Origin of the sequence: Flavobacterium reichenbachii (genome assembly GCF_002217435.1) — a bacterium.
GTDB classification, from domain to species: domain Bacteria; phylum Bacteroidota; class Bacteroidia; order Flavobacteriales; family Flavobacteriaceae; genus Flavobacterium; species Flavobacterium reichenbachii.
Genome location: NZ_MUHF01000016.1, coordinates 36,243 through 53,995, shown reverse-complemented (window position 1 = coordinate 53,995; position 17,753 = coordinate 36,243). Strand labels below are relative to the sequence as shown.

Genomic DNA, 17,753 nt, shown 5'->3' with positions numbered 1-17,753 from the left:
ATAATTTTTTTAGATAACATCATTCGGGGCCTTTATTTTGTTATCTGTATAATGTGAAATGTCCAACAAACTCTCTTGCATCTTTCTCGTCATTTAGTTTAAGAACATACCAGTAATCTCCGGTAGGTAATTCTGCACCATTGTAACGACCGTCCCATTTTTCTCCTACATGATACTTGGCTACTACTCTACCGTATCTGTCGAAAATATCGAAAGTAAGGTTTTTGTATGCTAATGCACCACAATCAGGACCGATTCCGTCATTTTGTCCATCACCATTTGGAGTGAAGTAGTTTGGTAAACAGAAATCATAGAATGTTGCTGGTACTATTATTTTCGCCTCACAACCATTTTGGTCTCTAACAATAACCTCATATTCACCTGTTTTATAGATTCTATAAGTATTAGAAGATGTAAATGGTTCTCCGTTGAAACTGTATTGATAAGCTGGTACACCTCCTGAAGCTATTACTTCGATAGTGTTTAGATCTTTGTTAACGTTAGTATTGTTTACAAGCGTTAATGGATCTTTTAGAATTATCGTTACCATGTTTGATACTTGTGCACAACCTTCTAGTTCAGCTCTTACAGTGTAATCACCAGAAGCAGTAATTCTAAATACAGGGTTACCTGTTTGAGAAACTACCGGGGTAACTCCATCTAATAATAATGTATAAACAACTTTAGCTTTTCTAACGTCATCAATACTTTCATCGATAGTAACTGTAATATCAACAACTGGCAGATCGTTTTCACATGTATAAGTTTCTTCTGCTAACGGATTTAATGTTATCGGTTGTGGCATAGAGTTACTTGTAAATGATATCACACAATTGTTGGCATCTTTTATATAAACAATATGCTGTCCTCCGTTAATTCCAGTAAAACTAAATGTACTGTTAGGTAAATTTGGATTAATAAATGGTCCGTCTTCATTATCAATACTTGCTGTGAAAGGAGCAGTTCCGCTTGTTTCATCAACTTTAATAACGATAGTACCTGTTGTATCACCTACACAATATTGTGGAACCATCATGTCAACTAATTCTGTTGCTTTTAGAATTCCTGGCTGTGTAATTGTGAAAGTATGAATTTCATAACATCCGTTCTCATCCATTGCTACAGCAGTATATTCTCCCGGAGCTAATTTTTCGAATAAGAATACTGAATCGTATTTATCTAAGTCTGGTGAAATTGCGTATTGAATTTTTCCAGTTCCTCCAGAAGCTACAATTTCTAACTTACCATTATTTGCTCCAAAACAAGTAACGTTTGTTACTCTAAATTCTGCTGATACAGGAGTGTTTGGTTGCAAGATTTCGATTGGAGCACTTGTGAATTCACAATCACCACTTACAACTTTTACTCTGTATATTCCTGCTGCAAGATCTTCAAATCTTCCGTTTGTCTGATCTGGACGAACAGTACCGCCTGCATTGTTTAATAAAGTATAAACATAGTTTCCTAATCCGCCAACTGCGTCAGCAAATATAGAAGCTGTTGCATCATCTTTACATTTAACTACTGCTGCAGAAACATCTATCTTAAGATCTAATTTTTGTAATGGCTCAACATTTCTTTCTTCAGTAACAAACGAAATACAACCGTTAGCATCTTTTACGTAGTAGCTGTAAACTCCTACTGGCACATCAAATGAAATTGATGAAGCAAAAGATCCTATTGTGTTAATTCCATCTGTACTATAAGTATAAGGAGCTGTACCGCCAACCGCACTTAATGTAAGCTGTGTAAGTGTTGTACAAGTTTGTTGTCTTGACACTGTTAATGTAGGCTTAACTAAAGTTGGTTCGCTTATCACTATTTCTCCAGAAGAAGCCTCACAGCTAAATCCATCAGTAACAGTTACAATGTATCTTCCTGCTCTTAATCCTGTAAATACCGGATCTGTCTGCGGTCCTACAATACTAACCGGATTGTCTGAAATTACATTTAAAGTATAAAGGTAATTACTTCCTTGTCCTCCAGTTGGAAGTGAAGCTCTAATCACTCCTCCATTGTCATCAAAACATAACAACATTGGAGCATCTGCAGCTGCAGTGAATGTTATTGGAGCCGGAACAACTAATTGAACTGCTGCCGAAGCCTCACAACCCTGACCGTCTTTTACTAAAACTGTATAAGTACCTGCTGATAAATCAGTAAACTTAGACTGTGTTGAGTAAGGAACTAATATGTTTCCATTTAATACCAATTGGTATTGGTAATCTAAATCCCATCCTCCTGTTGCAGCAGCGTAAATAACTCCATCATTATTACCTGTTACACAAGTAATATCATCTTTCTGAGCAGTTACAGTTAATGCCGCAGCTGGCTGAGAAATTGTAAAGATAGTCGATACTGTACAGAAAGGACTTCCTACTAATGTAGCCTGAACTGTGTACTGACCTGCTGTTAGATTATCAATTCTTACAGGACCTGCATTTGTCGAAGTTCCAGAACTTGGTACTGGACCTGTAATGGTATAATTGAATATACCTGCATCATTTGTTGGATTTAATTGATTGTCAACAAAAGTTAAATCTACGCTTCCGTTTGAAGCTCCAAAACAAAGTTTTGCATTAACTGCTACTGCTTTGATCTCGAATGTATTTGGATCAGCTACGTAATGCGCTTTTTGTATGCTGCAGCCTGTTGCTGGGTTTGTAACTGTAATGATATAATTTCCAATTGTTAAACCAGTGAAACTTCCATTAGTTTTAGTTTGGTTATAAGCATTATCTGTACCTGCAACAGTATAGTTTAACAGAGCAGGAGTTCCTCCTGTAGTTGTAACTGTAATGTTAATGTCTTCAGGAGAATTACATGTTATAGCAGTTACCGCAACATTAACAGCATCTAAGCTGATAAAAGGATTCACTCTTCTAGTGATCACATTTGCACCTGTACATCCATTGCTGTCTGTAACATTTACAGAGTAATCTCCACCTAATAGATCAGATTCTATATAAACCGTATTTGGTCCTTTTTGTACCGCAACACCGTTTCTGATAAATTCGTAAGTATAAACTCCAGAACCACCACTTACTGTACCAACTGTTACAGTTGCATAATTTGGAGCGTTTGTTCCAGCTGTACAACCGTATTGTACAATTGTCGGAACTGCTACAGTGATTAAACCTGGCTGGCTGATTCTTACGTCTTCAGAATCTTCACATCCACGTCCAGAATTAACTGTTACTGTATAATCTCCCGCTTCTAAGTTTTCGAAAACAGGACTAGTTTGTTTTCCTATATTTACCGGAACACCTAAAGCTGTAGTTCCTGATAATCTATATTCGTAAACAGGATTATCGTTTACACCAGGTGCATTTGCTGTTAAGCTTGCCGTGATTGTACCGTTGTTACCACCGAAACAAGTTACTGGTGTACCAACAATTGTAAATCCTGTAATATCTGTAGCCGGAGCTACAAATACTGTAACTTCAAAAGTACATGTTGTTGCAATGTCTCTAACTCTTACAATATGGTTTCCAGGAGTAACATTATTAAATACGGCTGGAGTTGTAGTAATTATAAAACCACCATCTAACGTATAGTTATAATTTGCAGTTCCTGAACCACCAGTTGCAGAAGCTGTAATAACACCATTGTTTGTAATTGTACAACCAGGAAGAGTAGTAATCGTTGCATCTAGTTGTAATACTGGTTGTATTGTTACAGCAGCGTTTACTGTTACTTCACATTGGTTAGCATCTTTTACGATTACATTATAAGTACCTGGTTTGTTTACCGTAAATACATTACTAGATTGGAAACCGTTTCCAATATTATATTCGTAAGGAGCAACACCAGTTCCTACATTCACTGTAATTGTATATTCACCAGTTGCAGAAGGACATTGGCTTGCAACGTTTGCTGTTATTGTACCTGGCAATGGGTCTGTAGCAATTGTAATAGGAATAAATGTTTCACAATTTTTAGAATCGATAACATAAGCTCTCCAGTTTGTTCCTAGTGCAGGATTTAAAACAGCAGTATTAATATTAGAATAATCTGTTGCTGCTGGAGTACCCGTTCCTAAAACAAATGCATATTTATAATCTGGAGTACCTCCTGCTCCTACTACAGTTACCTGAGCACCAGAATTACAATTTGCGTTAATATTTCTTGTTTCTGTTAATGATAATACGGCAGGCTGTCCTACAATTACCGTAGCAAAAGCAGTACAATTTGTAATATCATCAGTAACTTGAATTGTATAAGTACCAACTGGTAAATTAGTCAAAGTTACCTCTTTACCAACTGTTGTGATTGTTCCGGTTGTTGGACCAGCTGTTTGTGCAACTGAATATGTACCTCCGAAATTATCAACATTAAATTTCACTGAACCATTAGATTCTCCGTTACAAACAACATTGTTTACTAACTGACCCGCGATTGTAATGTTAATTAATTGATCTACTGTATAAGTAGCTTGATCTGTACAGCCATTATCATCAGTAACTTTAAATATATAAGTTCCGGCTGCTAATCCTGTGAATATTCCGTTTGCTGCTCCAGTTGTATTTGAAGCCGAAGCTGCAGGAGAAATAATCTCATAATCTAAAGTACCAACACCGTTAGTAACATTTAAAGTTACAGTACTAGTTGTGTTTGCTGCAGGTGCACACCAAATTGGTGTTCCCGTTACAGTAGTAATTGTAGGCGGGTTTAATGCCGGAACCACTACGCTTACTGGAACTGCGATCACACAATTATTAGCATCTTTTACATAAGCAGTAACTGTACCTGAAGCAGAAGTAGTGTATGTATTTGATTGTCCATAACTAACTCCATTATTAAAACTATATTGATATGGCTGCGTTCCAGTACCAGTAGTTACATTGATTGTAACTGTTGCCGGCTGTGTTGCATTTCCAGTACCACAAGTTAAGTTTTGCGTTAATACAGCTGTAGCCGCTAATGGCGCAGGCTGTGAAATAACCGCTTGTAAAACCATTGTTGACGGACATACTTTAGCATCTCTAACTACGATATCATATGTACCAGCTCCTAGATTAACAAAGATATTAGACGGTTGGAAAGTTCCTCCGTTAATACTGTACTCATAAGGAGCTACACCATTTGAAGGAGTAATTACGATACTACCATCTGCACCACCAGGACAACTAACATTATTTGTAGTAAATGTTGCTTGTGGTGTTGTTTGCGGTGTAACTTCTACCGAAACAGAAACTGCCTGACATCCTTGACTATCTGTTACTCTGAAAGTATAAGTTCCAGGAATATTTGTAGTATAAGGCAATGGCAATGTAACTGCTGTATAAACACCACCGTTAAAACTTACTTCAAAATTGCTATAAGTTAATGTACCTTGAGTTGCCAATAAATCTATACTTGCATCACCAGCACAAGTGTAATCTTGTGTTAATGTCGCTTTAAGCAATAATTCTTGGTTTAATGTGTATGGTCTTGAAACGATACAACCATTACCATCTTTGATATAGAATGTGTAGTTTCCTGGCGCATTCAACACAAAATCAGGGCTAGATTTGTATCCGTTACCGATACTGTACATTGGCGTACCAACATAAGTACCAGTGATTGTAATAGCAACTGGACCACCTTTATAACAATATGGAAGCGTAGAGGTACCAATTGTTGGAAGAGCGTCTGTAGCAATTGTTATGTGTTCAACATCACGACAATCATTAGCGTCTAATACATAAACATCCCAAGCTGTATCTACAGCTGGATTAAGAACTGCAGTTGATACTGTATCATAGTTTCCAGCAACTGGAGTTACACCGCTTCTAACGAAAGCATATCTGTAACCAGGTGTTCCGCCCGTTGCAGCAACTGATACTATCGCACCGTAATTACAATTTGCGTTTACATTTTTAGTTACGCTTAAATCAACTGCTGTTGGCTGTATAACATCTACAAAAGTTGTAGCTGTACAACCTGTAACATCATCAGTAATTACAACTGTATATGTTCCCGGTGTTAAATCAGTCACATTTACAATGTTTCCTGATTGTGCTACATTACCGATTGCTGGAGTTACAGAAGCAGAATATGTCCCTGTAAAGTTTGATGCAGTAAATCTAACCGCTCCATTAGTTCCTGCGTTACAAGTAACGTTGCTTACTAATTGGCCCGCAACGGTAATTTTTGTAACATCATCTATCGTCAATGACTCAGAATAAATACATCCGTTTGAATCTGTTACCTGGAATATATAAGTTCCCGGCTGTAATCCTGCAAATGAATTTCCTGTTTGAGTTACTCCTGCAGGAACTGATGGAAGCATCGTATAAGTTAATGTTCCAACACCATCTGTAACAGAAGTAATTGTAGCAGTACTTGTTGTATCACCAGCGCCTTGTTGTACACAATAAATTGGTGTACTTGCAATTACCATGTCTTTTGGCGGGTTTAATGCCGGTACATTTATAGTAATTGGTCCGCTGATACATCCGTTTGCATCTTTAACATAAGCAGTAACATTTCCTGCTGTATATGTAGTATATGTGTTTGTAGTAGTATAATTTAATCCACCATCAAAACTATAAGTATAAGTTCCTACTCCACCAGCTCCTGTTACGGTAACAAGTGCTTGTTGTGCAGCATTTCCAGCACCACAGCTTAGAGCTGTTGTTAAAACTGGAGTACCTGTTACTAATGCAGGCTCAGTGATAATTAAATTTTGAGGATCTGAAACGCACATTTTAGAATCTCTAACAAGAATAGTGTAAGCAGTACCTGCACTTAATCCTGTAAATACATTGCTTGTCTGGTAAGCTCCACCATTATTAATACTATACATAAAATCAGAAACTCCAGCAGTAGCAGTAATTGTTACTGTTCCATCATTTGATGAGATACAAGTTTCTGGTGTTTGAGTAAATGTAAAGTCAGGTTTAACTTTAGGATCAACTGTAACCGTTTTAGTTACCGAACATAAATTACTATCTGTAACTCTAAATTGGTATGTTCCGGCAACTGCCGCAGTAACAAGAGTATTTGGAGCAGCAAAAGGAGCAGACGGAGCACTAAATCCTCCACCATTAATATTTACTTCGTATGTAAATGGACCTCTACCATCTAAAACATTCAATGTAATAACAGCATCAGGAGAACCTGTACAATCTAATTCTTTTGTAACAACCGGGTTAATATCCAGTTTTTTGTACAAGATAATGCTTTGAGGTGCTACGTTAGTACAAGCATTAGAATCCTGAATTTGAACAGTATGTGTACCAGAATTTAATCCAGTTACTGTATATGGCAATGTAGCAGGGAAGAAAACTCCACCATCTACACTTAAACTGTAAGGACTAACTCCAGGAGAAGTTAAAGTAACTTCAATTTCGAAATTACCTTCAGTCTCACAATTGTCCACTGCTGCAATTGCAATTACAGGAGACGGATCTAATACTATTGATCTATTGATACGTACCTCACATTCGTTTGCATCGTGAACTACAATATCCCAATTTGTTCTTATTGTATAATCTAAATCTAATACATTTTTATTTAATACAAAATCACCAGGAGCTGGAGTAAATCCAGGAGCACCGATAGCATATTTGTAAGGTCCTGTTCCTCCAATCGTTACTAAAGTAACTTGAGCAGGATTATTACAATTTGCATTTTTTGTATTTGTTATAGTAGATGAAAGCGCTTGTGCTGGCTGTCTGATTTCGAAATAAGCAGCAGCAGAACATAACGTTCCATTTGTTTCTCTAACATATAATGTATAGTTACCTGGTCTTAAACCTGTTATAGTATTTGAGTAAGCAGCTCCAGATAAACCAGTTGCTGTTCCGTTTTTAGCAGGAGCAATAGCAACATTCGTTAAATTATCTCTAACCTCATAATAAAGAGCTGTAACGCTTGCATCATAATTTGATACTGTAAAGTCAACTTCACCATTATTACTTCCGAAACAAGTTACATTTTTAGTAACTGGAGTAACAACAATAGGAGAAATTGTTGGTGTAAGATAATCCAAATAAGAAGGACATCCGTTCACATCTTCTACTTTAAGTATATATCTCGTATTTTGATCTAAACCAGTAAATACATGTGTAGTAGAAGCCGTTGTAACTGGTGGTACAGTACTACCTACAATAGAATAAGTGTAAGGAGCAACTCCATCTGTAACATTTACTCTAATTGATATACCTGTTGCACAAGAAACTGATGAAACTACAGCATTAAAGAATAAATATGGAGTAGGCTCAATTCTTAATTTAGAGCTTTTATATTCACATCCTTTAGAATCTACTATAGTAATATAATAATCACCAAAATCTAATCCAGTAAAACTATGAACTGGAGTATTAGCAGAAGCCGTTGAAGCAGTTTCTATATAAGAAGCGATTTGATTTAATGAATTGTCATATAATCTGTATGTAAATGGCGCAACACCTGTTCCGATATTTACTCTAACATCAAAACTACCTAATGTAACAGAGTTACATTTAATACCATTGATACCAATAGTAGGTGTAATAGCAGGAGGATTTGCTAAATTAATTGTTCCTGTAGCATCACAACCATTTTTATCTCTAATAACATATTGATATGATCCAGATGCCAGACCACCAAAATTACCTGTATTTACAAATGTTCCTCCATTATCAATACTAAATTGATATGGTAAAAGACCTCCGGTTGCACTCAATGAAATAGAACCGTCTGCATAACCATTACAAGTTGGGTTAACAAAACTTGTACTCGCAACAGGGCTAGTTGCAGTATGAGTTGTTATAACATTTGTTTGAATACTACAAGCCGTTGGAGTGTTTGAATCTGTGATTAAAAACTGGTAAGTATTTCCAACTAAAGAAGTAACATTATAAGTGAATGTAGGTCCCGCAAAAGAAGTTGATCCTGCAAAAGCACCAGCACCTATTTTAGTCTGAAGCGTATATGGCCCTTTACCTCCGCCAACTGTAATCGTGATTGTTCCTTCTTGAGGAGTAGAACAAGTTAAATCTTTCGTTAGAACAGCCGATGCTGTAATAGCCTGATAAACATCAATGATAGTTGTAGCGATACAATTATTTTTGTCTTTAACTGTTACAGTATAAGTACCAGGTGCAACATCAAACGTGTTTGCAGTTTTAAAATTAACTCCGTCAATACTGTACGTTAAAGGAGCAACTCCAGTTCCTGAAGCAGTGATAGTAAACACACTAGCATTAGGCACGCACTGATTAACAGTAGCTGTAACTGTTGGAACCGCATCACTAAGGATATTAACCTGAGTATTTACAGTACAGCCATTAGCATCTTTTACGTAAACATCCCAAGCCATAATAGCTCCAGAATTTGTATCTACAGTAAGTACATTACTTGCCTGATATGCTGATGCAATAGGGGCAGTTGCTAGATGTTGTACTACAGCATAACTGTAATTAATTGTTCCTCCTGCAGCAACAACGGTAATTTTAGAATTATCGTTTGAACAATAAATATTAGTTGCTGTTGCAGTTGTAATTGTTAATGCTGCTGTTGGCTCACCAACTACAACAGAAGCTGTAGCTGTACAACCTGTTGCATTATCAACAATGTTATAAGTATAGGTTTCTTTTGGTAAACCTGAAATTGTAATTGTTTTTCCTCCATTTGTAATCACTTCAGTTGCTGTAATAACAGTTCCTAAAGAGTTTGTCAATGTATGAGAATATGTTCCAGAATAATTTTCTGTTGTAAATTGGATTGAACCTGTGCTTTCTCCAAAACATTTTGCATCACTAATTTTAACTCCTGCAACTGTAATGTTTATTACAGGATTAATTGTAAATGATTGTGTAGCATAACATCCATTAGCATCAGTAACTTTAAACATGTAAGTTCCTGGCAATAATCCTGCAAATGAATTTGAAGTTTGTTTAGCTACAATTGATGGAGATGGTGCAATAGTTTCATATTGTAATGTTCCTACACCAGTTCCTGCAGTTACATTTACTGTAACAGTACTTGTTGTTGCAGTACAAGTCACGGTAGATGCTGTGATTGTAGCAATTTTTGGAGGGTTTAATCTCGCTAAAGTACCAGATCCAGTAATCGTACAGCCTTGACCATCTTTTACTGCATAGTTATAAGGCTGATCTACACCTGTATCGTTTAATGTGAAAGTATTGGCAGTTCCAAAACCTCCTCCGTTAAAACTATATTGATATGGTAAAGTTCCTGTACCAGTTGTAACATTGATAGTTACTGAACCCGCTACTTTTCCATTAGTTGTGTTACAAGAAAAAGGAACCTCTGTAACAGTTGCAGCCAATTGTGCTGGAGCTGTTAAAATAATGCTGATTGTTCCTACACATTCTTTTCCGTCTTTTACATAGAAAGTATAAGTTCCTGCTGCTAATCCTGTAAATGTAGCATTTGGTGTATACGTTATATTATCTCTACTATAAGTATATCCTCCAGCACCACCAGAACCAGTTAATTCTACAGAACCATTACTTCCTCCATCACATGATGGATTAATGTGCGTTTCTGCAAGAGCTGGATTTGAAATCGGATTTACAGTTGTGTTCGTTGTACTTGCACATCCATTTGCATCAGTAACTACAAAAGTATAGCTGTCTGCATTAGCACTTGTAACTGGGTAAGTAAACGATGCTGTTGAGAAAGGGGCACTTGGCGCACTTGTAGTGCCAGTTCCTTTTCTTACAGTGTAAGTAAATGGAGCTCTACCTCCGGAAACTTCAACAGTTATCGTTGCATTTGGTGTAGCTGTACAATTTAATTCTTTTGTAACCGATGCCAAAGCAGTCAATTGAGGGAATATTGTTAATGTTGTTGCAGCAGTAGCTATACAAGAATTTCCGTCTTTTACAGTTACTGTATAAGTACCTGCAGGTAAATTAAATACGTTACTTGTTTGGAAAGAAGTTCCGTCAACACTGTAACTTAAAGGAGCAATTCCTGTTCCTGTTGCAGTAACTGTAAACGTAGATCCTGAACCTCCACATTGGTTACCTAGTGAAGCTGTAACTGTTGGTAAAGCATCACTTGTAATAGTAACCGTGTTTGTAGTAATACATCCGTTGGCATCTTTTACATAAACATCCCAAGCCATATCTGCTCCAGTATTTGTATCTACTGAAAGAGTATTACTTCCTTGGTATGCAGATGCTATCGGAGCTGTTGCTCCTGATTTAACTACTGCGTAAGTATAATTAATAGTACCTCCATTTGCCGTTACTGTAATTTGAGCGTTATCATTATTACAGTTTATTTTTGTTGCAGTAGATGTAAAAGTTAATGCATTTGTTGGCTCGCTGATAATAACTGTAGCACTGTTAGTACAACCTGTAGCATTATCTGTAACCTGAACAGTATACGATCCAGCTGCTGCATTATTTAATGTCAAAATGTTTCCAGCTTTAGTAATTGAAGCTGTTGCAGGAGTTACAGTATAAGTATAAGCTCCTACTGTTGCATTTCCTGATACTTCGAATGTTCCTTTACCAGTTGCGCCGCCTTTACACAATGCATCATTTACTTTGTTACCAACAATAGAAATTGGTGTAACAGCATTGATGGTGTATGGTTTGTCAAAATAACATCCGTTTGCATCTGTTGCTCTGAAATTATAAGTTCCAGCTGCTAATCCAGAAAATGCACCCGTTGTATTTGTAGCTGCAGATGCTGTAGGTGATGTAATCGAATAGGTAATAGTTCCAACGCCATTTACCGCTGTAACATTAACCGTTGTTGTTGTAGCTGTACAAGTAACATTAGCCGCCGTGAATGTTAAATTCGTTGGAGGATTTAATCTGTTAATTGTGATAGTCTGCACTGGAGTTTTACAACCTTTTGCATCAACAACTACATAAGAAATCGTTTGGTTTGTACCATTATCTGTAACAGATAATGTATTGGTGTTTGTAAAAATTGTACCACCATCAAAACTATATTGATATGGTGCCGTTCCTGTTGTAGGAACCGCAATCGTTACTGTTGCTGCTTGTTTTACATTTGATGTATTACATGTAAATGTATTAGCACTTGCAGTAGCCGTTAATGTCGTTGGTTGTGCAATAATTACACTTCCTAAAGCAGATATACATCCTTTACTGTCTTTTACTCTATAAGAATAAGTTCCGGCAGCTAAACCTGTATAATCAAATTGCGCTGTATATGTTGTAGGAGCTGGAGTTACTGTACTATTGTAGAATAAATACGTATAAGTTCCCGATCCGCCTGCACCAACTAGTTTTACAGATCCTGTTGAAGCACCATTACATGTTGCATCAACTTTAGTAGCTGTTACTGTTGGGTTTACTGTTGGGCTTATTGTTGCACTTACAGTAGTAACACAACCTTTAGAATCTGTTATTTCGAAAGTATATAAAGCTGCAGTACTTGCAGGATATATGAAAGATGTTCCAGTTACAGGATTACTTGAACCGTAAGCTCCAGTACCTCTTTTTACTTTATAAGTAAATCCAGCAGTACCTCCTACAATGTCTACAGTAATAGTAGCATCTGGTGAAGCACTAGAACAATCTAAAGTTTTAGAAATTGTAGCACTACCTACTAATTGATCTGCAATAACAATATTACTAACTGATGCAGTACAATTGTTACTATCTGTTACTAAGATATTGTGAATACCAGGACCAACATTTGTAAATGTATTAGAATTTTGAGCCGGCGCACCGTCTAAACTATAAGTCAAAGTTCCTGTACCAGTTGCTGTAACTACCAATGTAGATCTATTTGTAGTATCATAGCATAAATCTGATGTCGCTGCCAATGTTGCCGTAGGCGCTGTTGGCACGCTGATATCTACACGAACAGAAGCAGGAGATCCACAAGAGTTAGCATCTCTGGCCACTACTGTATAAGATCCTGTAGGTACATTTGTAAATACATTACTTGACTGGAATGCAGTAACAACTGTTGTTCCGTTAGATTGTCTTAATTCATATTGGTAACTTGGAGTACCGCCATTTGCTGTAGCTGTAATAGAAGCTCCTGTTGTACAGGTTGGCTGAGTCGTTACCTGAGCTGTTACTGTTAATGCTGTCGGTGATTTAACTTGCTGCGATAAAGGAATAACACAGCTCGATGCAGAAGCATCAAAACGAACTCTTATAGAATACGTTTTACTTGTTAATCCTGTTGCAGTAACTGGAGATACTTTAGAGTTTACCCAAGTTACTCCATTATCTAACGAATAATCAAATCCGTAAGGAAGATTAAAGTTTTGAGCCGAAATTGTAATTTCTCCATTATCAACTCCTGCACAAGTAAGATCTTTAACACCCGTAATTGAAGCAGTAAATGCTTTATTGCTATCAATAACAATTGGGAAATCTTTGGTAGCAATACATGATTTAGGTATTTGGCGAACCCAAATATCATCTAAAAGAACGTCATTACCATTAAATTCATTACTGTAAGATCTAATAACAAAACTTAAGTTATTGTATGCTCCAGGATTTAATGATAATTCTTTGTATTCCCATTTTTCAGTTTTAGGAACTACCCATGGATTTGTTGTATCTGTGGTTGCAACAATAGTCTCTGTACCACCAACTCCATTTAAATTGTTAACTAACTGAATCGTTAATTTAGGATCAGCATGCGATGTTGATGTTTTTACAATAAGATTTTCTGCCCATAATGATATAATTACAGGTTGATTTACAATAACATCTTTAATTGGTTTACTGTATAAAATTCCACCAATACCTGCAGAACCTCCAACATTCACACATAAAAATCTTCCTAAAGGATCAGACGGAAGCGTATGATCTTTTGCAAAAATCCATGAATTTCCGAAGTTCGTTTTAATAGAACTAGCTACAGCATATTTTCCGTCATTAATTTGATAATCATCAAAACCACCACAAGGATAACCTACAGGGTGTGGAGTCGATTCATCTTCAAAACAATATGCAGGATTAATACCCGGAGTAGTTGTATAACCTCCTTTTCCAAAATCTTCCTGTAATAAGTTACTATAAGTAGATACTGTTGTTACATTATATTTTACAGAAACAGTATGAGAACCAGAAGGTACGTTTGTAAATACATTATTAGTTATTGGAGTATTTGCAACATTGTCTAAATAATATTCATAACTATAATTTGCAGAAGAACCATTAGTAACTGTTACAGTACTTGTTGCAGTTCCGTTACAATTGAAAACCGGATCTCCAACTGTAATTGTTGGCTCAGATGGTTTTTGATCTAGAATAATGTCATATGGAATCTTATATTGACAACCAACATTATCTCTAATTACAAGTATATAACTTCCTGGTAAAACATCTTTTTCGTTAGAAGCCTGCCATGTTTGACCATTATCAAAGCTATATTGATAAGGAGCAGTTCCTCCTTGAGCATTGTTAATACGTAATTTACCTCCCAATTGAGATAGTGTACATCCTGCCAATTCAGCAACACCTCCAGATGCAGTAACTGCAGAAGTTGGTCCTGAGATAATTACCTGCTGTGCCGGATCTGTACAATATTTAGTTACAGGTTGTGACTGCCATTGCGGTGTGTAAGAAATTCCGTATCGAACCACTACACTATAAGTACCTGGCTGTAAATTTGAGAATAACGGATTAGTTTGGAAAGTTCCTCCATTATTAATACTATAAGACATTGTGTATCCGTTAGGAACAATGTTTGTAATTCTAATCTCAGAATTATCATTGTAACAAACACTGTTAGTATGAGTTACATTATAAGTTGGTTTTGCAGCGTTTGGAACTGTGAACTGAATTGATTTTTCACAATTATTATCATCTCTAACAAGTACAGTATATGTTTTTGCTGTAGTCGCTACAATAATTATATTGTTATTTTCAGTATTATCATTTTCAGAATAAGCCTGAGGAGTTGTTGATCCGTCTACGAAATACGAATATTTACCCTGACCTCCAGTTGCACTTACCCTATATTTACCGTCACTACAAGCCGTTAAAGGTTCGATAGTGTTTACAGTTGGAATAATTTGAGATGATGGATTATTAATATATTTTCCAGCAGTTGCAGGACATAATTTTGTACCATCCTCATTCAATGAATAAATTTCGACTGTATAATAATCACCCGGAGCAACTGAGAAAGCATGGATACGATCTGTAACCGGTCCTATTTTTTCAAGCAGTTGTCCTGCATTATTTTTAAGTTCAAAATAATAATTTGTGAAACCTGCAGAAGCACTAGCGGTAATAGTTCCGTTTGTACCAAAACATAATGGCTGTACATTAGGATCTTCAATTTTTGTATCCATCAATAAATGATTGACTACAACTTGCTCCGTTTTGTATTCACAAGTACCAGGAACATTTTTCAATCTATAGGTAGCAATGTAAGTTCCTGCCTGATAAACATCAAAAGTATTACTGTCTTGAAAACCTGTTTCAGTATTATTAGAAAGGTTTCTTAATTTATATTCGTATCCGTCCAGTTTCTGTACAGTCACGGTACCTTTTCCATAACATTTCATGTCTGTTTTGGCAATGGTAGCAGAAACTATACTTTTATAAACGTTAAAGTAATACGTATTAATACAACCTCCCGAATTTATGGTTACTCTATAATAACCGGCGGTGTCTGCATTAAAAATTGGTCCGTTTGCACCTGCAGAAACCCAGTTACATTCACTTCTTTCATCAGCACATAATTCAGACAAACTTTGTGGACGCACACAATCGGTTTTTTCCCAAACTATAGTAGCACCGCTAATATGTGTATTAATAACTCTTACGTCATTGGTACCGCATAAATAAATTTTTGGCAGTGGTTTTCCATCAATAAGACAACCCGGTACAACACCATTTACTTTATTATCTGCATATTCCAAAATCGGATTCACTCTTGCAAGACCATCAAGTACTGTAATCGTTTCTTGTAAGTCAACACAAGGCGGATTAGCCGTATTGTAAACATAATAAACTCCCGGTTGTGTAACAGTAAGCGTTTGATTTGTTCCAATTACTGGTGTTCCAGATTGATTTCTAGACCAAGAATAAGATTTGTAACCTCCAGATGCAGAAATAGTACGGCTTGCCGTACAGATGTATAAGCTTCTCGCTTTACAAGCATCTAATCCAACTAAAAAGTTAGTCGATTGAGGTATAAGGTTACAACCTGCTAAAGAAGAATAACTTTTATCACCAAAATCTGTAGCATTACCTCCTAAGTCACCAAAATAATGCGATTCTGCTGTATTTTGAATTAAGTTAGAACAGGCATCCGTTAGTTTAGAACAATCATCTACAACTTTTACTTTGAATTTAATAGTAGATTCAGGCGTTTTTGGATTAAACGTAACGTACGAGTTTGGAATAGTAAATGTTAATGTTCTCGTTGCAGCATTATATTTTACATATTGATTACCTGCAGAAGTTGTTGGTATTGGTAATCCAACAGGCATTTCTATAATATCGCCTGGAAAATTAAAATCAGTATTTATTGGTAATTTATCCTCGATAGTAAATGATGTAGCATTGTCATTTCCTTCGTTTTTAAATTTTAATGTATAAGTAAGCTGCTCGCCTAAAGTAACATTTTTATTACTCGCATCATTTCCAGCGATATCCTGTACGCCTTTTGTTACTACAACTTTTGGCGCAATGATGTCAACCGAAAATGCCGTAAAATAATAAATAAAGATATCACTGTTTGTACCTAAGGTAATTATCGCAGAAGTATCATTATTTTTAATAATATTAGACGAAGGGTCAATATCGATTACACCCGTATCAAAACCTAAAGTATTAGTACTATTAGGAACTCTGTCTGTAAAAGACGCCCCTAAACTATTAATAGAACTATTAAAAAAGTTATTTTGATTACTTTCTCTTGGTCGTGTTGGAGGTGTAATAGTTGTACTATTGATCTGAAGATAATCACCTTTATAACCATAATCCCCTTCAAGAGCCGCAAAAGCAAACCTCGCGTGTACCGGACCAGTAGGAATAGTTGTAAAACCACTAATAGTAGTGTTATTTGGACCTCCTCCTTGTGCTCTTGCTGTAAAACCATTAAAGGTAGAAATTGCTTTTGAAGGAAGACTTGAATCTTCATAAACAATAAAAAGAGACCATCCCGCAGACAAACCAGTTCCTCCGTTTGATCCTTCGCTCGAAATTACGTTTGCAACAGTATAGGTTCCGTTAGGATTTGTAGTACTTAGTAAACTTGTAATATCTGCAAAACAAGCATAGGCCTGTGTATTATCAGGGTTAATACCATCAGCGCTATTTACGATGTCGTGAATCAATGTTCCAGTTACATCCTGATAAGCATTATTCGCTGTATTTGGAACCTTAATTTTTACTTTATTAATATTTGACCTGTTTGCAGGTGATTTTAAAGTAGCCGACCAATATAAAGCAGCATACGCAACTCTGTAACACGGATCTGCCGGAGCCCTATTATTAGGCACCGTTAAATTGGCACTACTAGAACTAAAAATACCAGCAGTAGCTCCATTGTCGATATTGATATATCGCATATCAAAATCTCCATTGTAACCGGTTCCCGTATACGCGGTATTCGGAACCGCCGTAACATTACCAAATCTATCGGTTGTACGTCTGTTAAGAATGTTATTTCCAATAACAAGAATATCTCCTTTGAGCTGTTTATTGTACTCTCTGGTGAAAGGTTTCAAGTTTTGCGAAAACACTATATCTCCTTGTAAAAAGAACAGTAGTAATAACGCAATTTTTAGAATAGTAGGTTTTTTCATAATCTTTACTTTTATTGGGCTTTGTCTCATTTTCTGAGGGGCA

Annotated in this window: 1 protein-coding gene; it reads right to left on the bottom strand. The window is 36.3% G+C overall.

Features of this window, described 5'->3' with window-relative positions:
* Positions 1–40: 40 nt before the first annotated feature.
* Positions 41–17,710, bottom strand: coding sequence for a T9SS type B sorting domain-containing protein (locus B0A68_RS12835; RefSeq protein ID WP_165571352.1), 17,670 nt, complete (start codon positions 17,708–17,710; stop codon positions 41–43).
* Positions 17,711–17,753 lie beyond the last annotated feature (43 nt).